The sequence below is a fragment of the Mycobacteriales bacterium genome (assembly GCA_035550055.1).
Taxonomy (GTDB): Bacteria; Actinomycetota; Actinomycetes; order JAFAQI01; family JAFAQI01; genus DASZTV01.
In genome coordinates this window covers 1-24365 of sequence record DASZRO010000121.1, presented here as the reverse complement: position 1 = coordinate 24365, position 24365 = coordinate 1, and the positions used below count along the sequence as shown (strand labels likewise).

General features: G+C 69.4%; 20 protein-coding genes. 16 read left to right on the top strand and 4 right to left on the bottom strand.

Annotated features, from left to right (window positions below; all coding sequences use genetic code 11):
- The first annotated feature begins 93 nt into the window (after positions 1-93).
- The 10 genes from uvrC to VG899_17525 all read left to right on the top strand — a co-directional run bounded on the left by uvrC (position 94) and on the right by VG899_17525 (position 10370).
- The gene (gene uvrC, locus VG899_17570) at positions 94-2130 is read left to right on the top strand and encodes an excinuclease ABC subunit UvrC (protein HWA68175.1); all 2037 of its coding nucleotides are present in this window, start codon (positions 94-96) and stop codon (positions 2128-2130) included.
- On the top strand, positions 2127-3014 hold the full coding sequence (rapZ, locus tag VG899_17565) for an RNase adapter RapZ (GenBank protein ID HWA68174.1): 888 nt from the start codon (positions 2127-2129) through the stop codon (positions 3012-3014). Before uvrC ends, rapZ begins: the two co-directional genes overlap by 4 nt.
- The gene (gene yvcK / locus VG899_17560) at positions 3011-4012 is read left to right on the top strand and encodes a uridine diphosphate-N-acetylglucosamine-binding protein YvcK (GenBank protein HWA68173.1); all 1002 of its coding nucleotides are present in this window, start codon (positions 3011-3013) and stop codon (positions 4010-4012) included. Before rapZ ends, yvcK begins: the two co-directional genes overlap by 4 nt.
- Before the next feature lie 11 nt (positions 4013-4023).
- A complete protein-coding gene (gene whiA, locus VG899_17555) occupies positions 4024-5013 on the top strand; it encodes a DNA-binding protein WhiA (GenBank protein HWA68172.1) in 990 nt (329 codons plus the stop codon).
- An 84-nt stretch (positions 5014-5097) separates the two neighbouring features.
- The gene (locus tag VG899_17550) at positions 5098-5871 is read left to right on the top strand and encodes a roadblock/LC7 domain-containing protein (protein HWA68171.1); all 774 of its coding nucleotides are present in this window, start codon (positions 5098-5100) and stop codon (positions 5869-5871) included.
- 47 nt (positions 5872-5918) lie between these two features.
- On the top strand, positions 5919-7049 hold the full coding sequence (locus tag VG899_17545; protein ID HWA68170.1) for a DUF4388 domain-containing protein: 1131 nt from the start codon (positions 5919-5921) through the stop codon (positions 7047-7049).
- Complete coding sequence (locus tag VG899_17540; GenBank protein ID HWA68169.1) at positions 7050-7628, top strand: ATP/GTP-binding protein; 579 nt, start codon at positions 7050-7052, stop codon at positions 7626-7628. It abuts the gene before it with no gap.
- Between the two features lie 2 nt (positions 7629-7630).
- Positions 7631-8401 (top strand): 2OG-Fe(II) oxygenase, encoded by a 771-nt coding sequence (locus tag VG899_17535; GenBank protein HWA68168.1) that lies wholly within the window; start codon positions 7631-7633, stop codon positions 8399-8401.
- An 83-nt stretch (positions 8402-8484) separates the two neighbouring features.
- Positions 8485-8958 carry a hypothetical protein gene (locus VG899_17530; protein HWA68167.1) on the top strand — a complete coding sequence of 158 codons (474 nt, stop codon included), beginning with the start codon at positions 8485-8487 and terminating at the stop codon, positions 8956-8958.
- Positions 8955-10370 (top strand): oligosaccharide flippase family protein, encoded by a 1416-nt coding sequence (locus tag VG899_17525; GenBank protein HWA68166.1) that lies wholly within the window; start codon positions 8955-8957, stop codon positions 10368-10370. The genes VG899_17530 and VG899_17525 overlap by 4 nt, the downstream gene beginning before the upstream one ends.
- Here the strand turns inward: VG899_17525 and VG899_17520 are convergent.
- The 3 genes from VG899_17520 to VG899_17510 are packed head-to-tail and all read right to left on the bottom strand — an operon-like array spanning position 10367 to position 13507.
- Positions 10367-11029, bottom strand: coding sequence for a class I SAM-dependent methyltransferase (locus VG899_17520; protein HWA68165.1), 663 nt, complete (start codon positions 11027-11029; stop codon positions 10367-10369). The genes VG899_17525 and VG899_17520 overlap by 4 nt on opposite strands.
- Positions 11022-12221: a glycosyltransferase family 4 protein gene (locus VG899_17515; GenBank protein HWA68164.1), complete on the bottom strand. Its 1200-nt coding sequence runs from the start codon at positions 12219-12221 to the stop codon at positions 11022-11024. Before VG899_17515 ends, VG899_17520 begins: the two co-directional genes overlap by 8 nt.
- A gap of 14 nt (positions 12222-12235) precedes the next feature.
- A complete protein-coding gene (locus VG899_17510) occupies positions 12236-13507 on the bottom strand; it encodes a glycosyltransferase (GenBank protein ID HWA68163.1) in 1272 nt (423 codons plus the stop codon).
- A 97-nt stretch (positions 13508-13604) separates the two neighbouring features.
- Between VG899_17510 and VG899_17505 the strand changes: the two genes are divergently transcribed.
- Positions 13605-15479, top strand: coding sequence for a DUF1972 domain-containing protein (locus tag VG899_17505; protein HWA68162.1), 1875 nt, complete (start codon positions 13605-13607; stop codon positions 15477-15479).
- Here the strand turns inward: VG899_17505 and VG899_17500 are convergent.
- The gene (locus VG899_17500) at positions 15471-16799 is read right to left on the bottom strand and encodes a hypothetical protein (GenBank protein ID HWA68161.1); all 1329 of its coding nucleotides are present in this window, start codon (positions 16797-16799) and stop codon (positions 15471-15473) included. The genes VG899_17505 and VG899_17500 overlap by 9 nt on opposite strands.
- 239 nt (positions 16800-17038) lie before the next feature.
- Between VG899_17500 and VG899_17495 the strand changes: the two genes are divergently transcribed.
- From VG899_17495 to VG899_17475, 5 genes are all read left to right on the top strand, one after another.
- Positions 17039-18871, top strand: coding sequence for an O-antigen ligase family protein (locus VG899_17495; protein ID HWA68160.1), 1833 nt, complete (start codon positions 17039-17041; stop codon positions 18869-18871).
- Between the two features lie 42 nt (positions 18872-18913).
- A complete protein-coding gene (locus VG899_17490) occupies positions 18914-20575 on the top strand; it encodes an ATPase, T2SS/T4P/T4SS family (protein ID HWA68159.1) in 1662 nt (553 codons plus the stop codon).
- 136 nt (positions 20576-20711) lie between these two features.
- Positions 20712-22397 (top strand): type IV pilus twitching motility protein PilT, encoded by a 1686-nt coding sequence (locus tag VG899_17485; GenBank protein HWA68158.1) that lies wholly within the window; start codon positions 20712-20714, stop codon positions 22395-22397.
- An 11-nt stretch (positions 22398-22408) separates the two neighbouring features.
- Complete coding sequence (locus tag VG899_17480; GenBank protein HWA68157.1) at positions 22409-23632, top strand: type II secretion system F family protein; 1224 nt, start codon at positions 22409-22411, stop codon at positions 23630-23632.
- Positions 23633-23903: 271 nt separating this feature from the next.
- A complete protein-coding gene (locus VG899_17475; GenBank protein HWA68156.1) occupies positions 23904-24323 on the top strand; it encodes a prepilin-type N-terminal cleavage/methylation domain-containing protein in 420 nt (139 codons plus the stop codon).
- Positions 24324-24365 lie beyond the last annotated feature (42 nt).

The following is a 24365-nucleotide window of genomic DNA, read 5'->3' as shown; positions in this document are numbered from 1 at the left end:
CTCTGCGGTGCGTGAAGAGCGACGTGTAGTCGGCTACACGTCGCTCTTCACGCACTGGGGCTCTGTCGGTGGTGCGGACTAGATTCGACAGGCGTGGCGGACCCGGCGAGCTATCGACCGGCTCCCGGCACGATCCCCGACTCACCCGGCGTCTACCGGTTCCGTGACGAGCACGGCCGGGTCATCTACGTCGGCAAGGCGAAGAGCCTGCGCAGCCGGCTCGGCTCCTACTTCCAGGACATCGCGGCGCTGCACCCGCGCACCCAACGGATGGTCCGGACCGCCGCCTCCGTCGACTGGACGATCGTCTCGACCGAGGTCGAGGCGCTCCAGCTCGAGTTCAACTGGATCAAGGAGTTCGACCCGCGGTTCAACGTCCGCTACCGCGACGACAAGTCCTACCCGTGGCTCGCCGTCACCCTCGACGAGGCCTACCCCCGGGCCCAGGTGATGCGGGGCGCGAAGCGCAAGGGCGTGAAGTACTTCGGGCCGTACGCCCATGCCTGGGCGATCCGGGACACCCTCGACGCGCTGCTGCGGGTCTTCCCGGTGCGCACCTGTAGCGCTGGCGTGTTCAAGCGGGCGGGCCAGGTCGGCCGGCCGTGCCTGCTGGGCTACATCGGCAAGTGCTCCGCGCCTTGCGTCGACCGGGTCAGCGCCGACGAGCACCGCGCGATCGCGCAGGACTTCGTCGACTTCATGTCCGGCCAGACGCAGAAGTTCGTGAAGCGACTCGAGCGGGAGATGCGCGCCGCGTCCCAAGCGCAGGAGTACGAGCGGGCCGCGCGGCTACGCGACGACATCGGTGCGCTGAACCGCGCGATGGAGAAGCAGGCCGTCGTGCTCGGCGACGGGACGGACGCCGACGTGGTCGCGTTCGCCCAGGACGAGCTCGAGGCCGCGGTGCAGGTCTTCTACGTGCGCGGCGGCCGGGTGCGAGGCGTCCGCGGTTGGGTGGTCGAGAAGGTCGAGGACATCGACACCGCCGGTCTCGTCGAGCAGTTCCTGACCCAGGCCTACCTCGACGCGGGTGCCGCCGAGGTGGACGTGCCGCGCGAGGTGCTCGTGCCCGAGCTGCCGCAGGACGCGGACGTCGTAGCGGAGCTGCTCGGCCTCGCGCGCGGCGGGCGGGTCGACCTGCGGGTGCCGCAGCGCGGCGACAAGCGCGCGCTGATCGAGACGGTCGAACGCAACGCCAAGGAGTCGTTCCAGCGGCACAAGCTGCGCCGGTCCAGCGACCTGACGGCGCGAGCGCTGGCACTACAGGAGCTCCAGGACGCGCTCGGTCTCGACCAGGCGCCGCTTCGCATCGAGTGCTTCGACGTCTCCAACCTGCAGGGCAGCGACATCGTCGCCTCGATGGTGGTGTTCGAGGACGGGTCGGCGCGCAAGAGCGAGTACCGCCGGTTCGCGGTCCGTGGGCCGGGTCAGGACGACGTCGGATCGATTCGTGAGGTGATCAGCCGCCGCTTCCGGCGCTACCTCGAAGAGCGCATCGACACCGCTGAGGTCGAGATCGACACCGCCGAGGCGGGTACGCCGAACGACGCGCCGATGTCACCCATCGACCCCGAGACCGGCAAGCCGCGCAAGTTCGCCTACCCGCCGCAGCTGGTCGTGGTCGACGGTGGCGCGCCCCAGGTCGCGGCGGCGGCCGACGCGATGGCGGCGCTCGGCATCGACGACGTCGCGCTCTGCGGCCTCGCGAAGCGGCTCGAGGAGGTCTGGCTGCCGGGACGTCCCGACCCGGTCATCCTGCCGCGGACCAGCGAGGCCCTCTACCTGCTCCAACGGGTCCGCGACGAAGCGCACCGGTTCGCCATCACCTATCACCGGCAGCGGCGCTCGAAGGGAATGGTCGACAGCGCCCTCGACGGGATCCCGGGCCTGGGTGAGGTCCGGCGCAAGGCGTTGCTGCGCAAGTTCGGGTCGGTCAAGCGGATGCGGGCGGCCTCGGTCGAGGAGCTCGCCGAGGTGCCCGGGGTCGGCCGTCGTACTGCCGAGGCGATCCACGCCGCACTGGCGGCTGCTGCTCCTGCTGCGCCCGCGGTGGATCCTGTGACGGGCGAGATTCTGGAATCCCAGGACACGGTGCCCGCGTCGGTGGCAGGCTCGGGGACAGCGCCATGACAGATCCCGCCGCAGCTGCTCACCCGTCGTTGAAGCTCGCCGTCATCACCGGCCTGTCCGGGGCGGGACGCAGCACCGCGGCGAAGTGCTTGGAAGACCTCGGCTGGTTCGTCGTTGACAACCTGCCGCCGGCGCTGATCCCGGACGTCGCTGACCTCGCGGCGAAGTCCGGCGGCGGCGTGGATCGGGTCGGTGTCGTCGTGGACGTCCGCAGCCGAGGCTTCAACTCCGACCTCAGCGCCGCCCTCGCCGGCGTGCGGGAGGGGGGATTCGACCCCCGCATCGTGTTCTTGGAGGCGCCGGACGAGGTGTTGGTCCGCCGCTTCGACGGCGTACGCCGCCCGCACCCGTTGCAGGGCGGGGGCCGCGTCCTCGAAGGGATCGCGGAGGAGCGCGAGCTGCTCCACGAGGTGCGCGGCGTCGCCGACGTCGTCCTCGACACCAGCGCGCTCAACGTCCACGAGCTCCGGGCGAAGATCGCCGCCGTCTTCGACGAGAGCGGCGCCAACGAGCTGCACGTGTCGATGGTCACCTTCGGCTACAAGTACGGACTGCCGGTCGACGCCGACGTCGTCATCGACTGCCGGCTGCTGCCGAACCCGCACTGGGTGCCCGAGCTCAAGCCGTTGTCCGGTCAGGATCCGGCGGTCCGCGACTACATCTTCGGCCAGCCGGGCGCTGCCGAGTTCGTCGACGACGCAACCCGGCTGTTGCGCCGCTACGAGCTCGGCTACGTCAACGAGGGCAAGCAGTACGCCACCATCGCGATCGGCTGCACCGGCGGCCGTCACCGCAGCGTGGCGATCGCCGAGGAGCTGACCAACCGGTTGCGCGGCGACGGCGTCGACGTCACGCTGAGCCATCGCGACAAGGACCGCGAATGACCGCCCCCGAAGAGCGGACGGCACCTCCGCTCGCCGATCGGGGAGCGGATGGCACATCCGCCCACAAGGTGGTCGCGTTCGGCGGCGGCCACGGGCTGTCGGCTTCGCTGGCCGCGCTGCGCCGGGTGACGCCGAACCTCACCGCGGTCGTGACGGTCGGCGACGACGGCGGCTCCAGCGGGGTGATCCGGCAGGAGCTCGGGGTGCTGCCACCCGGAGACCTGCGCATGGCGCTGGCGGCACTGGCCGGCGAGGACGCGGACTCGCAGCTGTGGGCGTCGGTGTGCCAGCACCGGTTCGGCGGTGAGGCCACCCTGGCGGGACACCCGGTCGGCAACCTCCTGCTGGTCGGTCTCACCGACATCCTCGACGATCCGGTCGCCTCCCTCGACGCGGTCGGCCGGCTGCTCGGTGCCGTCGGGCGGGTCCTGCCGCTGTCGACCACGCCGCTCGACATCGTTGCCGACGTGCTCGGGCTCGAGCCCGGCGATCGTACGGCGCTGCACGAGGTCCGCGGACAGGTCGCCGTCGCGACCACGCCGGGCCAGGTCGTCGGCGTGCGCCTCGACCCGCCGGGCGTTGAGGCCTGCCCGCAGGCGGTCGAGGCGGTGCTCGACGCCGACTGGGTGGTGTTCGGGCCGGGGTCGTGGTTCACCAGCGTGATCCCGCACGTGCTGGTCCCGGGGATCGTCAAGGCGCTCGCCGAGTCCAAGGCGCGATGCGTCGTCACGCTGAACATGTCGGCGCAGACGGGGGAGACCGAGGGCTTCTCGCCGACGACCCACCTCGAGGTCCTCGCGGCCCACGCGCCTGACCTTCACGTCGACGTCGTGCTGGCTCCCCGCAGGTCCACCGCAGACGGCATGGCATCGTTGGAGGCCGGCGCGGCGAGCCTCGGTGCGCAGCTCGTGGTGGCCCACCTCGGCGCGGACCAGACCGTGCCGACCCACGACCCGCAGCGGCTTGCCGCGGCGTACGCCTCGATCTTTCGCTCCTGAGGGGACATTGGATGGCAATGACGGCAGCGGTCAAGGACGAGCTGGCTCGCGTCGTTGTGACCAAGCCGTGCTGCCGTAAGGCCGAGATCGCGACGCTGTTGCGCTTCGCCAGCGGACTGCACCTGATCGGCAAGGGCCAGCTGATGATCGAGGCCGATCTGGACACCGGTGCCACCGCGCGCCGCCTTCGCAAGGACCTCGCCGAGGTCTACGGGCACAGCTCGGAGCTCGCGGTGGTCTCTGCGGCCGGCCTTCGCAAAGGGTCGCGCTACCTCGTCCGCGTGACGAAGGACGCTCAGGCGCTCGCCCGACAGACCGGCCTGGTGGACGGCAACGGCCGCCCGGTGCGGGGCCTGCCGCCGCAGGTCGTCTCCGGCGCGCTGTGTGACGCGGCCGCCGCCTGGCGCGGTGCGTTCCTGGCCCACGGCTCGCTCACCGAGCCGGGTCGGTCCTCGTCGCTGGAGATCACCTGTCCCGGGCCGGAGTCCGCCCTCGCGCTGGTCGGGTCGGCGCGGCGGCTCGGGGTGGCCGCCAAGGCCCGGGAGGTCAGGGGCGTCGACCGGGTCGTGATCCGCGACGGCGACGCGATCGGGGTGATGCTGACCAAGCTCGGTGCGCACGACAGTGTCCTGGCGTGGGAGGAGCGCCGGTTGCGCCGCGAGGTCCGGGCAACCGCGAACCGGCTCGCGAACTTCGACGACGCGAACCTGCGCCGCTCCGCCCGCGCGGCAGTTGCCGCCGGAGCGCGGGTCTCCCGCGCGATGGAGATCCTGGGTGACGAGGCGCCGGAGCATCTGCTCTCGGCCGGGCGGCTGCGCCTCGAGCATGCGAATGCCTCGCTGGAGGAGCTCGGGGCGCTGGCCGAGCCGCCGCTGACCAAGGATGCGATCGCCGGGCGGATCCGCCGGCTGCTCGCCATGGCGGACGTACGTGCCGACGAACTGGGTATTCCCAACACGGAGGCGTCCCTGACCCCGGAGATGCTCGCCGACGCGCCGTGATCGGGTGATTCAAGGCCATCGGGGATTAGGCCGATGGAGTGGTGAGGCCGACGAGACGCGGCCCCTGAGACGAGGTGTGTTGCGATGTCCGACCTGTCCAGCCGCTCACAGCAGCTCGACCGCGTGATCGCTGATCTGCTGGCGCAGGCGCCGGAGGTTGAGGCGGCGGCGGTGGTGTCCTTCGACGGCCTGCCGATGGCGAGCGCGCTTCCGGCCGCGATGGACGAGGACCGCGTCGCCGCGATGAGCGCGTCGCTGCTCAGCCTCGGCGAGCGCGCCGCGGAGGGCCTCGGCCGCGGCGGACTCAACCAGGTCTACATCGAGGGCGACCACGGCACCGTGTTCCTGTGCGGGGCCGAGGACGAAGCCGTGCTGGTCGCGGTCGCGGCCCGCGAGGCCAAGGTCGGCATGATGCTCTACGAAGTACGCCGAGCGGCCGAACGGGTCGCTGAGGTCCTGCGCAACTCACACGAGGCGGCCGCGGCGCCCGCGGCTGCACCGGCCGCCGGCTACGCCCCCGCGCCCGCTGCGCCTCCTGCCTACCAGCCGCAGCCGGCCGCGTACGAGCCGCCCGCCTACGAGCCCCCGTCGTACGCGCCGGCGCCGGTCGACTACCCGCCCGCACCGCCGGTCCAGGCTGAGGTCCCGGCCTACGTGCCGGCCCCGATGGCCCCCGAGGCGGTGCCCTACGCAGCCGGTGCCGACACCTATGTGAAGCCGGTCGGCGAGCCGAATGCCGACACGCAGCCGTTGCCGGCGTACGCACCGATCACCTCAGACCCGGCGTGGGCGACGCACCTGCCCAACGGCAGCAACGGTGCCGGCGCCCCGGTCGGCGAGCAGCAGTCCTGGTCCTGATCCGACGAGTCGCACCGAACCGCAACCACTAGCAGCCGAGGTCAACCGTGAAGCTTGAAGGCACCCTCGATGCCTTCAGCTTGCCCGACATCTTCTCGCTGCTGAGCATGACCAAGAAGACCGGCGGGCTGCACCTGCAGCGGTCGGGCTCCCATGGCGCGGTCTGGTTCGCCGACGGCATGCTGACCGGGGGAGCCTCCGACCTGTCGCGGCAGTCACTCGGCCGGCGGATCGCCGGCAGCGGTCGGGTCACCGACGCCGCCCTCACCGCGGCCGTGACCCAGGTCCGCCTCGACGCCGACGCCGGGGTGGCCAGCGTGCTGCGCGACGCGGACGCGATCGACGAAGGTGACCTGCACTCGTTGGTGACCGAGCAGATCATGGACGCCGTCTTCGACCTGATGCGCTGGACGGACGGCTCGTTCGCCTTCGTCGTCGACGAGCCCAATCGCGACGGGGTCGGCGTCAACTGCCGGGTTGACGACGTCGTGGCCGAGGCCCGACGGCGCCTGGACCAGTGGGCCACGATCGACCCGGCCGTCGCCGACCAGGACACCGTGCTGACCATCACCTGCGACCCGCCGGCGGAGCCTCAGCTCAGCGCCGACGAGTGGTCGATCCTCGCTCTCGTCGACGGTCAGCGCTCGGTCGGCGAGATCGTGGATCTGTGCGGCCGCGGCGAGTACGCCGTCGTCGTCACCCTCGCCGACCTCGTGGCGCGCAAGCTGCTCGAGACCGAGGACGGCGGCGTGACCGCGCTGACCCGCCGCCAGGAGCTGTTCAGCGCCATCGAGGCTCCGGTCACGACCGGACCGGTCGCCGTACCGGCCCAACCCGCCCCGGCAACCCCTGCGCCGCCGCCCCCGGCGACGTTCCCGGCGGAGCCGATCCCGGCACCGTACGTTCCGCCGACACCGGTGCAGCCGGTCTACGAGACCCCTGCGCCACCACCCACTCCGCCCGCCCCTGCACCTGCACCTGCCGCGCCCGCGCCGCGGCCGGTGGTGCCGCACCGCGACCCCGGACCGTTCACGTCGGTGCCGCAGCCGCAACCGGCCGAAGTGTTCACCGCCGCATCCGCGAACGGAGCTGCCGGTACGCCGGCTGCGATCGAGCGCGACCCAAATGTCAACAAGAGCCTGCTGCTGCGGCTGATCGCCGGCGTTCGGGGGTTGTAAGTGGTAGCCAGAACGCGCCGACGTCAGGGCGGCACCGCGGTCAAGATCGTGGTGACCGGTCCGTTCGCCGCCGGCAAGACGACCTTGATCCGCACCATCAGCGAGATCACGGTGCTGTCGACCGAGAAGGCCGTCAGCGACGTCGAGCTGTCCCGCAAGACCGATACGACCGTCGCGATGGACTTCGGCCGCATCACGATCGACCGCGACCTGGTCCTCTACCTGTTCGGCACTCCCGGCCAGGACCGGTTCGACTTCATGTGGGAGATCCTGTCCGAAGGCATGCTCGGCTACGTGCTGCTCGTCGACGCCGCGCGGCCGGACTCCCTCAGCGAGGCGGCCAGCATCCTCGAGGCGTTCCGCGCCATGGCCCACGTCCCGTTCGTGGTCGGCTACAACCGCGCCGACAGCCTCGACGAGGCCGAGGAGGGGCGCATCCGCGGGATGCTCGACCTCGAGTCGGGCACGCCGATCGTGCCGTGTGACGTGACCGATCGCGAGTCGGTCAAGGGTGTGCTGCTCGCGCTGCTCTACGCCGTCGTCGACTCCCTCGACACGGCGACCGCCGCCCAGGCCTAGCCGTGTTCAACGACTGGATCGGTCGTGGCGAGGAGCTCGCCGAGACCTACCGGACGGCATCGCCGTTCCCGGTGCTCGTCATCGACGACTTCCTGGAAGCGGCGGCAGCGGACGCGGTGTTGCGCGAGTTCCCGAAGCCGGACGCGATGCCCAAGTCGCGCGACTACGTGTTCGGGGACAAGCACGAGCTGTCGAGCGTCGCCGAGCAGGGCGAGGCCTCGCGTGCCCTCTACGACGCCTTGATGGGTGAGCAGTTCCGGACCTTCATCTCGGCGCTGACGGGCAAGGAGCTCTTCGTCGACCCTGCCTTCCACGGTGGCGGGTTCCATCAGAGCGCCGACGGCGGGTACCTCGACAACCACGTCGACTTCAACGTGCACCCGCTGCACCCCGACTGGCTGCGGACGCTGAACATCCTGCTCTACCTCAACAAGGACTGGAAGCCCGAGTACGACGGCCGCCTGCTCATCAAGGCGAGCCTCGACGGCGAGGCCCGGGCGATCGAGCCGTTGTTCAACCGCGGCGTGATCATGCTCAGCGACGCGCACACCTACCACGGCTTCAAGAAGATGGCGCTGCCGCCTGGGGTGACGCGTAAGTCGATCGCGACGTACGCCTACCAGCGGATCGAGGTCGGCAGCACGAAGCCCCGCACGACGGGCTGGGCGCCGGAGGACGCCGGGACGCTGAAGCGTTCCCTCGCCCGCCATTACGACGCGGCGGTGCGGGTCAAGAACCGCTTCCTCGGCAGCGCGACGGCGAGGAACCGCTGATTTCGTCCGGTACGCCGGAAACGCCCGCTGACCTGCACGTTTCGTTGCCCGCCGGGACCCCGATCGCGGCGTACAGTCGGTACGTGCGCTGGCCCCGACGTTCGCCGCGTAAGGACGCGGACCGCGCGAATCCGCTGGGCAGCTATACGCCCGGCTCGTGGGCGCAAGCCGGCGATCCCGGCGTCCCGTCGGTCGTGATGCCGCCACCTGAGACGACGGTGACCGTCGTACCCCCGCCGGCGCCGGACGCGCCGGTCGCGCCGCCACCGGTCGCCGTGGGCCCGCCGCCGTTCGTGCAGCCGCCGCTGGTGGCGGCACCGCCCGCCGATCCGCTGCCGCCCGCGCCGTCGCCGAGCATCCCGATATCGCCCGCGCCGTCGCCGAGCATCCCGATGCCGCCGCTCGCCGAGGACCCGATGCCGACGAGCGATCCCGCGGTTCGGCTGGGATTCGTCGACGGCACCGGCTTCGAGCTCCATCCGGAGGACCCGAACGCGGTAGCGCTCAAGGCGGTCGCGGAGGTGCTGACGCTCCGAGGCCCGCATCCGCTCGGGTGAGCCTGCAATCGGACGCTGAGCCCATTGCTGGCGGTACCGAGCCGCCGCCCGACGGTGTGCTCGAAACCGGAAGGCTGGGCCGCTATCTGAGGTCGTCGGCCGGCGTCGTCGTCATCGGCGAGGCGTCGTACCGGGTCGGCACCTTCGCCATCCTGCTCGTGCTGGCACGGGCGATGCGTCCGGCGGACTACGGCAGCGTGGTGATCTTCTTCACCGTCTTGACCCTCGGGGCGGTGGTTTCGCAGTTCGGGCTGCCGCCGACCGCGGTCCGCCTCATCTCCGCCCGGCTGACCTCCGACGGCGCTTCCGGGGCGAAACGAGCCGCATGGTCGACGTGGCTCGTCGCGGCGGTGATCGCGGCGCTGTTGCTTCCGGTGCTCGCCCTCGTCGTCCTGCCACCGACCCTTCGCGACTTCACCCACGACCCGCAGCTGGCTCGGCTGTCGACCTTGGTCGCGGTTGGGGTCGTCTTCGAAGGTTTTCAGATCACGGTCGCGGAGATCTTTCGCGGCTTTCATCGTGTCGGGCTGGCCGTGACCTTCGGGTTCGCCGGCCGAGCGGTCCTGATCCTGGGCGCTATCGGCGGCCTCGCGGCGGCCGACGCCGTGACCGTCAGGCGAGTCGTGCTCGTCTACGCGGTTGCGGTGTGTGCGCTGTCGGTGTGTGCGTCGTTAGCGATGCTCGCGTCGTTGGGTCGCGCCACGCACCCCACTCGACGGACCGCCGATCTCAGTGTCGAGATAAGCGCGGTGGTGCGTTTCGCGTTGCCGATCCTCGTGTACACCGTGGCCAACCGCCTGCTCGTTCAAGGCGACACGTTGATCGTCGGACATTTGGCAAGCCGAGTCGACACCGCGACGTACAACCTCGCGTCGCGGATCTGCAACCTGCTCTTCGTTCCCTACGTCGCCGGCACGCTGGTACTCGCCCCGGTCGTCGCCGGGCTGTGGTCGAGAAACGATCGGGACCGCATTGAGCGGGTGGCACGCGCGGCCGCATCGGTGTCGGGCGGGCTGACCTGCGTGGGGTGCATCGTCGCCGCGTGCGTCGGCGGGCCGGCGATTCGGGTGGTGTTCGGACACGCCTACGCCGGCGGCGGGGTGCTGCTTGCGCTGCTGGCAATCGGACCCGCTGCGGCGGCGCTGACCGCTGGTGCGGCGGTGGTGCTCACCTCGACCGGTCATCAACGGGCAACGATGATCGGATCCGTTGCCGTCACCATCGCCACGCTCGGCGCCGAGTTCGGGCTCGGCGAGCACTACGGAGCGCGTGGCGTCGCCGTGGCGTCCGGACTCGGCTCGGTCGCGCAGGGCGTCGCGATGGCTGTCCTCGCCTGGCGGCTGGTGGCGATCCGGACGTGGCCGTCCCTGGCCGTCGCGGATCTCCGGCATGCGCTCGGCAAGCGCTCCTAGCGCGGGATCACCCGCAGCTCCACGAACCGGGAGTCGGACAGGACGGGCAGCTTGCGACGGGCGGCCACGACCTCCAGCCCTGCCGCTGCGGCCTGCGCGCGGAAAGTGCGAAGCGATCCCGCGTGCCAGTCGAACTTGCTCGGCAACCGGCTTCCCACGGTGTGCCGTCGTAAGACGGACTTGGCAAAGTGCGCCGAGCGAGAGGAGATCGGAATCTCGATGACCACACGGCCCGCCGAGAGACGGGCCATCTCTTCGAGAATGGCGGGCCGGTCCTCAGGGGCTACATGCCCGAAGAACCGCATCGAGAACACCAGGTCGTAGCCGGCAGAGGGCAGGTTGGTCTTCGAGGCGTCGCACTCGACGAACGTGACGTTGCCGGCCGCCGACTTGGCGACGGCAAGCATGGCCGGCGACACGTCGGCGCCGGAGAGGTTGCGAAAGCCCCGCGCCGCCATGAACCGCAACGCTCGCCCGGTCCCGCACGGGAGGTCGAGAATCGGTGCGCTCTTCGGCAGTCCGTGAAGGCTTCGCCGCAACGCGATGAAGTCGAGCCGCTGGGACAGCCGTCCCGCCAGCGTGGTGAACCGTCGACGCTCGTAGTCGGCAGCCGAGTCGGCGTCGAGCCAGGCCTCAGCGACCTTCGGATCGTCAGTCACGCCGGCCGCGCTTCTGGAAGGCGTCGATGTGGCGAGCGGCCGCGGTCGCGATCTGGTAGCGATCGATGACGGTGCGGCGTGCCGCCGCTCGCATCGATTCGGTGGGGCTGCCCATTCTCCGAAGCGCATCGGCGAGCTGCGCGTAGCCGTCGACGAGGTAGCCGGAGACGCCGTCGTCGATGACCTCTGCCGCGCCGCCGACACGCGTGCTGAGGACGGGAGTGCCCATTGACATCGCCTCGATCCAGGTCAGCGGCGGCGAGACCGTCGAGCGGACGTTGCCGACGGGGGAGAGGAAGACGTCCGCCGCCGCCAGGAGGTCGACGAAGCGGGGGACGCCACACAGCACCTGGACCCCGTCCGCCGACTCGACGCTGAAGTCGGCGCGATAGGTCTCTGGCTTGAAGCAGAACAGGAACTCGATGTCGCGCCGCGCGCTGCGTACCTCACGGGCGATCGCCACTGTCCTGCGGAAGTCCTCGGCCTGGATCTGCTGGAGGAAGCCGGACCAGACCACGAGCGTGGCGCCGGGCGAGATGCCGAGCTCAGCACGCGCCGCGTCGCGATCGGCTTGCGATCTCGGTGTGAACCCCTCCGGGTCAACGCCCCAATGGATGACTTCGATACGTTCCGCCGGAAGCATCGTGCGCAGGATGTCGCGGTAGGCCTTCGAGTAGGTGACGACCAGGTCCAGCGGTTGGACGAAGCGCTGCTGCAATGCGTCGTACCGCGCACCGCGGGGTTGATAGTTGGCGGCGGCGAAGCCGACGCTGGTGCCGAACGCGCGGCGGGCGTACGCCATGCCAGGGCCGAAGTTGTCCAGGAAGTATAGCCAGTCCAGCGAGTGGTCCTTGACGATCTGCCGGATCCGGCGCGTGCCCAGGAGGAGTGTCGCCGACTTCTCGCCGATCTCGCGCATCGCGTTGTGGCGATGATGGTAATGACGGACGCCGTTCGTGGTCCCGAAGTGGCGGTTGTCGCGTCGTCCGTCGATCGGTCGCACGAAGTTGTAGATCGGCACCTCGCCGGCGGGCGTGTCCTGATGGGAAATGCGCTCGGCTGCGTCGTTGACCGAGATGACGACGAGGTCGTCGAGCTTCGGGCGTAGCTCAGGCACCAGCCGGAAGTAGAAGTTCTTCTCACCCGCAATCAGAAACGGGAAGTAGCCCACTCCGACGAGGCCAAGCCGCATATGAAGCTCGCCTCTCAGGTCGGCTGGGTCGACGAGGCCATCGTAGAACGCGACCGGTTCGCCTTCTGGTACGCCGCGACGAGCGACTCGAGGTGACGAGTCGGCGACAGCCTGCGCGCCGTCACCGCGCTGAGGAGCGCGTCGGCGCCGGCGATCGCCCGTTCCGCCTCCGCGAGAATCGCCTCGGCCCACTCCTCGACGTCACCCGGCGAGACGATGCGACCGGTGGGCTCGTCGACGAGCTCGGGCATCCCGCCGATGCGGGAAACGACGGCAGGCACCGCCGCGCACAGGCTCTCGCGAACGCTGAACGGACTGTTCTCGTTGCACAACGACGGATGAACGGTCATGACGGACCGATCGAGCTCCCTCGCGAGCTCGGCCTGCTGGAGGTGGCCGAGGAACTCGACGCGGGGCAGACGAGTTCCGACGTGCCGAGCCTCGTCGAGGGCGTTACCGGCTCCGGCGATGCGCAGCGTCAGTCCCGGTAGCCGCTCGTGCACCTTCGCCCACGCGTCGAGGGCGACGAAGATCCCTTTTTCCTTCTCGATGCGCCCGAAATAGAGCACGGAGTCACGACCGACCGCTTCAGGGACACGTACCTCGGGCCACGGAAGCTCGAGGTGCTCGACGCGGTCGCTCGGCAGACCGTCGCCTCGCAGCACGCCCGCCATGAACGCCGACGGTGCAAGGACGGTGCCCTCCGTCCGCCCCCACAGCTGGGTGCTGATCGGTGCCTCGACGGCGCCCAGCAACGCACCGCCGATGCTCCCCTTGATGCAACGGCGGCTGGTGATCGCGAGGAACTTTCGCGGTGCACTGACGCCGACGCACGCCGTACAGACGGTCTGGGCGCGGTCGTCGTACAGGACCTGGTTGGCGCACACGAGCTTGTACTCGTGGGCAGTCATCACCGACGGAAGCCTGTGACGGGCCGCGGCGTGGAAGATCGACGGGGTGAGCTGGTGGCAGGTGCTGTGGAAGTGCGCCACATCGGGGCGGAAGCTGCGGATGGCGGCCTCCATCGTCTGCCGGGCGGCCGGACTGTAGACCGATGCCAGTGCATCCCGCACTCGGTGGTCGGAGTCCGCTGCGTACGACCGTGACGGCGCGGTGAACAGTTCGGTACCCGCCGGCAGCTGAAGCGCCGGCTTTTCGGGCTGCGGGGCCATGCCCACGAGCGCGATCTCGTGTCCGTCGTCGACGAGCGAGCGGGCGAGCCACTGCACATAGGTCTCGACGCCCCCGACGTAGTGGAGGAACTTCGTGACCAGCAGAACTCTCATCAGGGCTCGTGAGCCATGCTACGCGGCGCGCCCGCCTGTGGTCCGTGCACGCGGGCGCACCGGGCTGAGCGCACAGTAGTTTGCTGTCGTGCGGCAAATGTTCGCGCTTCGGCGCCGTGCCGATCTCATGCTCGCCATCGTCGACCTCGGATCCGCGGTGCTCGCATCATGGATTGCCTACACGCTGCGCTTCGGCAGTGCGGGGCTTCCGGGCGTGTACGTCGTTCGCTACCAGGTGACGACAGCTGCCATGGCCATGGGATGGGTCCTGGCAGGCCGGGCGGCGGGCCTGTACCGGCGCGGAGCGTTGCGACTCGGCGAGACGAACGTCGAGCAAGCGGTGGAGGCGGCTTTCGTCGTCGGGGTGGCGATCTTCATCGTCAACGAGGCTCTGATCGACGCCGACCTGTCGAGGGCCTGGATCGGGCTCGTCACGCTGTGGCTGCTGGTGTTCGGCATCGCGACGCGAGGTGCGATCCGCAGACTGCGCCGGATGCTGGTCCCGATCGGGATCGGACTGGAACGCTACGCCGTCGTCGGTGACGACGCGGCGGGGCGACGCCTGCTGGGGGACCTGACCCGCGCACCAGGGTCGCCGTTCGTCGTCGTCGACGTACTGCCCGGCGACCTTGCCGCGGACGAGCTCGTCGCGCGGGCCCGCGAGCTCCGTTTGGACGGGCTGATCCTGCCGAGCGACACCGATCCGCTGCGGGCGGGACGGTTGGCCGGCGCGCTGGCGGACGCCGGGATCGACGTCCTCATCGCCCCCGGGATGCTGGGTCTGGAGATGCGGGTCGCCAGCATCGCCATGCTGCACGGCGTACCGCTGCTGCGCGCCACCGGCCTGACACCCAAGCTGCGGGCGATCCGTAGCGAGCCCAGGCGCCTTGCCCATGGCGTTGCCATCCTCGGCACGCGCGGCATCCCTGCCAACTACGGCGGTTTCGAGACGTTCGCGGAGCGGCTTGCGCTGCGGCTGGTCGAGCGCGGCGTCCCGGTGACGGTGTACTGCCGGAAGACCTACGCGACGGAGGGGTCGCAGTGGCGGGGAGTGCGGCTGGTGACGTTGCCGACGATCTCGAACAAATACCTCGACACCGTGGTGCACACCGTGCTGTCGGTGGCGCATCTCGTCACACGCACCCGAATCCGAGACGTCATCCTCTGCAACGCCGCCAACGCCCCGGTGCTGCCGCTGCTGCGGGTTGCCGGCCGTCGGACCCTCATCAACGTGGACGGGCTGGAGTGGCGTCGCGGCAAATGGGGAATCGCGGGACGCGCCTGGTATCGCGCAGGGGAGTGGTTGTCGGTCCAGTGGGCCAGCGTTCTCGTCACGGACGCGGAGGAGGTGCGCACCTACTACCGGGTCAGGTACGACGCGGACTCCGTCATGATCCCGTACGGCGCCGATCCGATCCCTCGCGGAGCGCCGCTCCCACCGGACATTCCGGCTCGTCCCGATCGTTTCGCGCTCTATGTCTCGCGGTGGGAGCGGGAGAACAACCCGTTGATGGTTGCTCGTGCACACGCCGCCGCGGGCACCCGGCTCGGCCTGGTCATGCTCGGTGGGGCGACGTACGACCCTGACCTCGAGCGTGACGTGCGCGCGGCCGCGCACCCGGACGCGATCCTGCCGGGACCGATCTTCGGCGAGGGTTACCGGGCGCTTCAGAGCAACGCCCGGTGCTACATCCATGCCACCGAGGTCGGCGGCACGCATCCGGCGCTCATCGAAGCGATGGGTGCCGGCAACCTGTGCCTGGTCCTGGACACCCCGGAGAATCGTGAGGTGGCCGGTCCTGACGCGTGGTACTTCGCGGACGAGGCGGACCTGGCCGATCTGATCCGCAAGGCGGACGCGCTGGGCAAAACCGAGCTCGGCAGGTTGCGGGCGCTCAGCGCCGACCGGGCCCGGGAGAAGTTCTCGTGGTCGGCGGTCACGGACGCCTACCTCGAGCTGATGTCAGGCTGACGCCGCCAGTTCGATTGCCGGCTCGGCCGGCTGCCTCGGCCGCAGCCTGACGCCGATGGCGTACAGCATGAGCGCGACGGTGACGATCATCACGACTCTCGGCCCCCATCCCGCGTAGCGAAGCTCGTGGGCGAGATGCGAGTAGCTCCATGGGCTGTGATGGACGAGATCGTCCGGTGTCCAGAAGATCGCGCCGATTGCCTGCGTTCCGACGCCGTAGACCGCCGCCGCGACTGCGCCGCCGCCCCACAGCCGGTGTCGCCTGCTGACCTCGACGGCAGCGAGCACGAGCAACGGGGTGAGCAGAATCAACGGTTCCAGTGTGAGCCGGTACGACCAGAACCGGTCGCCTCCTGAGAAGTAGTTGAGCTTCATCTGGATCAGGAAGTAGCCGACGGCTGCCACCGCACTGATACGCACCCAGTCCGGCGCCAGCCGCCACGCAGGGCGTAGTGCGAAGGCGAGCACGACGATCAGCGGGCACCAGACCAACAGGCCTCGGTCGGTGGAGACCAACGCGCCGAGGACGTCGATCGGGAAGTTGACGTGCCCGCTGCCGGACAACGCCGCGAGGTCGTGGTTGACGTACGGGTACCCGCCCGAGATCGCCCAGGTTCCGAACATCCAGTGGTTGTACAAGCACAGCAGGAAGAGCGTGATCCCCGATGGCAGCCCGAAGGTCACGAGGGGCCACGCTGACCGGCGCCGAACCGCCAGCCATACGCCGGCAACGAGCGCGAACGCGGCGACATGGGCTCGAATCGGCACTGCGAGCGCGACGGAGATGGCTGAGAGCAGTGCACGGTTGCGCGACAGGAAATACATCGCCGCCGCGAGGAAGAGCTCGTCCGGGCCATGCGGCCACAGCGTGTCTGCCGCGACCGACCAAGTCGCCGTCCCGAACGCGAAGACCGCCGTCGCGATGAGCGCTCGGTTGGCTCCGCACAGCCGCCGAATCGCCGCGAACAGGAACGCCGCGGAACCGGCGGCGGCCGTCGCCGCGGCAAGACATGCCGCGAACATGCTGAAGATGGCAGACCGGCCGACCGCGAGGTAGAAGGGGATGCTGAAGAAGACCACGCCGGGAGTCCGGTTGCTCACCACATGCGCCTTCGGCTGGTACTCCCAGATGTTCGGCACCGCCACGCGATCGAGATACAACGTGTGGTGGGTCGCCCATGCCCAGGCCGGCAAAGCCGCCGCGACCGTGTCAGGACTGACACTGTCCCGGCCGACGTCGGCAGTAGCGAAGTAGACCACCGCCAGCACCGCGAACACGCCCAGCGCGATCAACCAGCCGTCGGCTTCCTCGATCCGCACTGCCGTTCGCGCCGCGGTCCTCTCGACGAGACGGGACGCGGCGGCCAGGATACGCACGGGTGTTCATCGACGGTGCTCGCCGGAGCCTTAACCGAATGCGTGCCGGTCAAGTACTTGCCGATGCCGGTCGATGCGGTTGTGTGGCGGTTGACGAGCAACACCGCCGGGAGCTGCCGCGATTGGAGGTGGCCACCGGCCTCGCGGGTACCGGCCGCCTGGAGCTCCTCGAGCATGTTGCGATGCTTGTGGCGCTGGCGGTCTGGGCCGTGCCGTTCACCCGCGCTACCGGCGGTCGCGGCGTCCACAACGAGCTGGTGTTCGCGGTGGTGTTGCTGCTGGTCCTGCCTGCGGTCAGGGCGTGGCGGGGTCCTACTCCGTCGATCAGCGTTGCCGCAGTCACCGCCATTGGCGCGCTGCTGGTATGCGCGTTCGCGCCGAGCGGCTGGTACGGCAGCAACGTCGCGGCTGGATACGCGATCGCGGCGGGGATGTTCGTCGCCGCGCGCAGGTACGTGCGGGACTCGGATCGCCGCCTGCTCGTGTGCGCTGCGGTCTGCCTGGCCGGGGTGTACCAGTTCTCACTCGCGTTCAGCCCCTGGTGGGGCAACCGCAACCCTGCTTCGCCGATGGACGGCACCTTTTACTGGTACAACCCGTATGCGGCGTTTCTCATGCCGGGGGCGATCCTCGGCCTCGGCTTGATACTTCAGGCCAAGCGGCCCTGGACCTTCGTGGGCTGGGTGAGCGTGCCGGTATGTGTCGCCGGCATCGTCTTCTCGACGAGCCGCGCGACGATGGCCGCGCTTGCCGTGGCCCTCGTCCTGGTGTTCGCCTTCGGCGTTCGGAGCCGGCAGGCGCTGGGCCGCGCGGTCGGCACGATCGGCTTGGCCGCCGTGGTGGTTCTTGCGCTGCCCGGTCCGCCGTTCTTTCCCAGCTACACCGCGCCGTGGACCGCAACGACCGCGCGCGACGCGACCGGACAGACATTGACCCAGAACGGCACGTACCGCACCGAGTTCTGGCGTGAGGCCGTCCAACTGGCCACGCATCATCCGATCGTCGGCAGCGGGTTCAACGACCTGGCGGTGGCCAGCGCGCTCTACACCCCGAGCGGCTGGGTTCGATCACCGCAAGCCCACAACGGCTTCCTTCAGGCGTTCTCGGACGGCGGCCTGGTGCTCGGACTGCCGTTCGTCTTCGGGCTTCTCGCCGTTCTGTGGTGGGCGCTGCGGCCGCTGCTGGCCATGCTCCGCCGGCGGGTGCGAAGTCCGGACGTGATCGAGGTCGCGGCCGCGGTGGCCCTTTTGGCGGCGTACGCCCACTCCGCGGTCGACTTCGACTGGTCGCACCCCACGGTCCTCGTCGAGCTGGCGCTGATCGCAGCCTGTATCGCGCCGCCGGTCGCCCGATCCGGCCGGCGAGCGCTCTCCGCGGCACCTTTGCTAGCGCTCGGCGGTGTGCTGGTGGTCTCGATCCCTGCCTTGCACGAGTGGCAAATCGACCAGCCGAACCTGACGCACTCCACTGGCGCGCTCCTCGCCGCGGCGGGCGGGACGTTCGGCGACTACCGTCCCGCGCAGGCGGTCCTCAATGACACCGCCTACGGGCAGCGGGTGATCACCGAGGCCCAGGCGAAGCGCGCGCTGGCGCTCACCGCGCGAGAGGCGACGGTCGACATCCACCTGGCCTTGCTGCGGGACGCGATCGAGGCGAAGTTCGGGTTGATCCACGACGCGGTTGCGGCCGCGCAGCGCGAGCTGCGGCTCGTCGACGGATCGACCGCGCCGTACGTGCCCGACCTCGTCATCGTCCGGCTGGAAGCGGGCGACGCGAGCGGGGCCAGCTCATTGCTCGCGTCGGACATCGCGCGTCAGGTCATGCAGAACCTCGCCAGCCCGGACCTGCAGGAGGAGATCCAGATCTGGGCGCAGCGACTCGGGACAGGCGCGAGCTATGCGTGTGAGCTCGATGCGGCCCGACCGCTGCTCCAGGCCGAGGGGGTGCCGACTACACCGCCGACCACCGCCGCGCCTACCGCAGCGTGTCCGAGCGGCGATCAAGGTGGCGCGTAACGCTTCCGATCACCATGAGGGGCGCACGACGAAAGGGAGTCCGTGAAACAGCTGGGCGACATCCTGCTCGAGGACGGGCTGGTCACCCAGGATCAGCTTGCCGAGGCCTACGACGAGCACCAGCGTGTCGGCCGCGCGCTCGGGCGAGTCCTGGTCGACCGAGGTGTGCTCACCGAGAGCCAGCTGGTCGCGGCGCTCGCGCAGCAGATCGGCATGCGCTTCGTCGACCTGGGCGATTTCCCGATCGACGGTGCCGCCCTGGCTTCGGTCCCGGCCGCGGTGTGCCGTCGCTACAACGCCATGCCGATCGGGTACGAGGACGGCCGGCTGGTCGTCGCGATGTCCGATCCGGCGAACGTCTTCGCCCTCGACGATCTCCGCTCGATCACCGGCATGGACGTCAAGCCGGTTGTCGCGACGAAGGCCGACGTCGTGGCGGCCATCAACCGCTATCACCGGGCGGACTCCGACCTCGACGACCTCACGATGGCGCTGGATCAGGAGGAGGAGCACGACCTCTCCGAGCTCAAGCAGGTCGTCGAGGATGCGCCGATCGTCAAGTTCGTGAACCTGCTCATCACGCAGGCGATCAACGACCGGGCCTCCGACATCCACCTGGAGCCCAACGAGCGCGACCTCCGAGTCCGGTTCCGGATCGACGGCGTGCTGCACGACATCATGCGGTCGCCCCGCAACATCCAGGCCGGGGTGATCAGCCGGCTGAAGATCATGGCCGACATCAACATCGCTGAGCGGCGGATCCCGCAGGACGGCCGGCTTTCCGTCACCGCCCAAGGGAAGAAGATCGACCTTCGTGTCGCCACCCTGCCGACGGTGTGGGGCGAGAAGGTCGTCATGCGAATCCTGGACAACACGACGGCGATGCTCAAGCTGTCCGACCTCGGATTCAGCGACGCAAACTACGCCCGCTACTCCACGAGCTTCACCAAGCCCTACGGGATGATCCTCGTCACCGGACCGACCGGCTCCGGCAAGTCGACGACGCTGTACGCCACGCTCAACATCGTCAGCCGTCCCGAGATCAACGTCATCACCGTCGAGGACCCGGTCGAGTACCGCATCGGCGGCATCAACCAGGTGCAGACCAACCCCAAGGCGGGCCTCACGTTCGCCAGCGCGCTGCGATCGATCCTGCGGTCCGACCCTGACGTGGTCCTGATCGGGGAGATCCGTGACCATGAAACCGCCCAGATCGCGATCGAGGCGGCGCTCACCGGTCACCTCGTGCTGTCCAGCCTTCACACCAACGACGCGCCCTCGGCCCTGACCCGGCTCGTCGAGATGGGGATGGAGCCGTTCCTGGTCGGTTCGGCGCTCGACAGCGTGCTCGCTCAGCGCCTCGCTCGCCGGCTCTGCGACAAATGCAAGGAGACCTACGTCCCCGAGCCGTCGGTGCTCGAGTCGGCGAGGTTCCCCTGGCGGCCGGGGGAGCCGCTCCCGACGCTCTACCGGCCGGTCGGCTGCTCCTCATGCGCCAAGACCGGCTATCGCGGCCGGATCGCGCTCACCGAGGTCATGATGATGAGCGAGGAGATCGAGCGGATGACCGTCGAGCGCGCGACGTCGGTCGACGTGACCCGGGTCGCGATCGAGCAGGGAATGATCTCGCTCCGGCTCGACGGGATGGACAAGGCGGTCAAAGGCCTCACTTCGATCGAAGAGGTGCTGCGGGTCGTCGTATAGCCCGATCCGCGCGCGGCATGCGCCCGGCTGACACGCTCAAGATCCGCCGAATGGGGGCCGATGCACGCGTAGAGCGGAACTATGAGCGCGGCCCGCCTGCCCAGCCATCCGAGCCCGCCGACGAGGGGATGCCGACGTGGAGACTCAGGACACCGAAGCGACACCGTTCGCGCCCTCGAGCCTGCCGCCGGCCGACGGCGGCAGCTGGCTGCCGAGCAGCCAGGGAGTGGGGCTTGCCCCGCCGGTCGACCCCGCGACCAACATCCCCACCACCGGCTACGACCCGACCTACGGCTCCTACGCGCCCGCCATCCCGGCCGGATCGCCCGGCGCAGCCACGATCGAGTCGGCGGTCGCCGCACCTGCCGCCCCCGCTGCGCCCGTCGGTGCTGCGCCCGTCGCCGCTGTGCCGGCGCAGCCTGAGGTCGCCGAGCCCGCCGCGGGACCGGCGCCCGCCGCCCCGACGTTCAGTGCGTTCGCACCCGCCCCCGCAGTCGCGCCACCGAGTGCGACCGTGCTCCCGGCCGCAGCCCCCCCGGCGGTCCCAGAAGCGCCTGCCGCAGCTGTTCCTCCGGCCGCTGCGCCTGCCCCTCCCGCCCCCGCCGCGCCCGCTCCGGCCACCTTCGAGCCGCCACGCGCGTTCGAGCCGGTGCAGCCGCCGACCGCCTTCCACCCTCCGGAAGAGTCACCTGACGACGCGGTCGAGAAGGACACCGCGTACGCCCGGGCCGCGCTCGAAGAGGACAGCAAGTTCGAGGCGACGCTACTCGCGGATCTCCTCGTCGCGGTGCAGGACAGCGGCGCCTCCGACCTTCACCTGAGCTCGGGCGCTCGTCCGACGCTGCGGATCCACGGCTCGCTGGCGCCGATGGAAGACCAGCCGCTGCTGACTCCGCCGGTGATCCAGCGGATGCTCTACGCCATCCTCACCCAGAAGCAGCGGGAGACCTTCGAAGAGGAGCTCGAGCTCGACTTCGCCTACGCCCTGCCCGGCCGGGCGCGGTTCCGGGTCAACCTCTACCGGCAGCGCGACGCGCTCGGTGCGGCGTTCCGCATCATCCCGTACGAGATCAAGTCGCTCGAGGAGCTCGGTGTGCCGCCGAGCGTGGCCAACTTCGCCATGCTGCCGCGTGGCTTCGTCCTCGTCACCGGCCCGACCGGCTCCGGCAAGTCGACCACGCTGGCGGCGCTGGTCGACCTGGCGAACCGGACCCGCAAAGACCACATCATGACGTGCGAGGACCCGATCGAGTTCTTGCACCGCCACAAGAGCTGCCTGGTCAACCAGCGGGAGGTCGGCGAGGACACCTGGTCGTTCCAGAACGCGCTCAAGCACGTGCTGCGCCAGGACCCCGACATCATCCTCGTCGGGGAGATGCGTGACCTGGAGACCATCTCGGTCGCGCTGACCGCAGCCGAAACCGGCCACCTGGTGTTTGCGACGCTGCACACCCAGGACGCGGCCCAGACGATCGACCGTGTCATCGACGTGTTCCCGCCGCACCAGCAGCAGCAGATCCGGGTGCAGCTCGCAGGCGCATTGCAGGGCATCGTCTGCCAGACGCTGGCGAAGACCTTCGACGGCAAGGGTCGCGCGGTCGCAACCGAGGTCCTGGTTGCCACGCCCGCCATCCGCAACCTGATCCGCGAGGGCAAGACCCACCAGATCTACTCATCGCTTCAGGCGGGCGCCAAGCACGGGATGCACACCCTCGACCAGCACCTCGCCGAGCTGGTCAAGTCCGGCCGGATCACCTACGAGACGGCGCTCGAGAAGTGCCATCACGTCGAGGACTTCAACCGGCTGGCCGGTAGGGGCTGAGAGGACGCAACATGGCCACCACCCTGTTCAAGTACCAGGTCCGGGACCGCACCGGCAAGCTGATCAGCGGCGAGCTTCAGGCCGAGACAGAGGCCGCGCTGGTCTCGCGGCTGCGCTCGATGGGCTACGCCCCGGTCTCGATCAGCCAGGGCAACACCGGCATGCAGAAAGAGATCACCATTCCCGGCTTCGGGAAGAAGGTGAAGCTCAAGGACCTTGCGATCTTCTCGCGCCAGTTCGCGACGATGATCAACTCGGGCCTGTCGCTGATGCGTTCGCTCACGATCCTTGCCGAGCAGACCGAGAACCCGGAGCTCGCCCGGCTGGTCGGCGAGGTACGCAACGAGGTCGAGGCCGGCAACTCGCTGTCCGTCGCCATGGGCAAGTTCCCCAAGGTGTTCCCGCCGCTGATGGTCAACCTCTGCCGCGCCGGCGAGATCGGCGGCTTCCTCGACACCGTGCTGCTTCAGATTGCCGAGAACTACGAGGCAGAGGTCAAGCTCCGCTCCAAGATCAAGTCGGCGATGACCTATCCCGTGGTCGTCGGGTGCATCGCGCTCATCGCACTGACGGTCATGTTGACGTTCGTGGTCCCCACGTTCGCCAACATCTTCGCCTCACTCGGCTCGAAGCTGCCGGCGCCGACCCAGATGCTGGTCGACATCTCGCACTGGATGAAGTACCTCATCCCGGCCGGGATCATCGGCGGCATCGCCGGCATGATCGTCTGGCGCCGGATCCGCGACCTGGAGAAGGTCCGGGCGTTCGTCGACCCGCTCAAGCTGAAGGTGCCGGTCTTCGGGCCGCTGTTCCAGAAGGTCGCGATCGCCCGCTTCGCCCGCAACCTCGGGACGATGATCAAGTCGGGCGTTCCGATCCTGCAGGCGCTCGAGATCGTGGCGGACACCACCGGGAACTGGACCATCACCCAGGCGGTGCACGACGTCCAGGACAGCGTCCGGCAGGGTGAGGCGCTCACCCAGCCCTTGAGCCAGCACGACGTGTTCCCGCCGATGGTGGTGCAGATGATGGCGGTCGGTGAGGACACCGGCGCGCTCGACACGATGCTGGCAAAGATCGCGGAGTTCTACGACCAGGAGGTCGAGGCGACCACCGAGTCGCTGACCGCGCTGATCGAGCCGATCATGATTGCGGTGCTCGGTGGCCTGGTGGGTGGCATGATCGTCTGCCTCTACCTGCCGATCTTCTCGGTCTACAACCACATCGGCAGCTGATTCGCCGCAAATCGCGGCGCGCACTATTCCCGGTAGGCAATACGGGTGGTTTCTCGGCCGATTTGGCCGCTTGTCCCGTGCGGCTGCGCCGGGCGCTGCAAAAGCATGGGCCGAATGGCGTAAAGACACTCGCAGTTGCCGAAATCGTCATTCAAGTCGGCATCGCGGAATCCCGAATACCTCTACGTCATCGAGCCGATCGGCTGGTCCGGGGGTACCCGCCCGTGGTCGATCGCGAGGCTCACCGTAGTGCTACGGAAGGATCCATCACATGCTCGCTCGCATCCGCAAGATGCAGGAGGAGAACGAGGGCGGCTTCACCCTCATCGAGCTCCTCGTCGTCATCATCATCATCGGCATCCTCGCCGCGATCGCGATCCCGGTCTTCCTCAACCAGCGCAAGAAGGGCTACGACGCGGGCATCAAGTCCGACCTGCGCAACGCGGCCACGGCCGAGGAGACCTACCTCACCGACTACAGCGGCTACGCGACGACGCAGGCCGAGCTCGTCACCGAGGGTTGGAAGCCGTCCAGCAAGACCGACTACAAGAACGGTGCTCAGACGATCAGCATCTCGGTCCGCAATGGCAACGGGTCGTACTGCCTCCACGCCGACTCGGCGTCGGGCAAGACCTGGTACTACGACAGCGCCAACGGCGGTCTGCTCGACCAGGGCACGACCTGCTCGTAATGCTCGAAGCCGGCTCGACCGGCGCGTGACACGGAGGCGCGC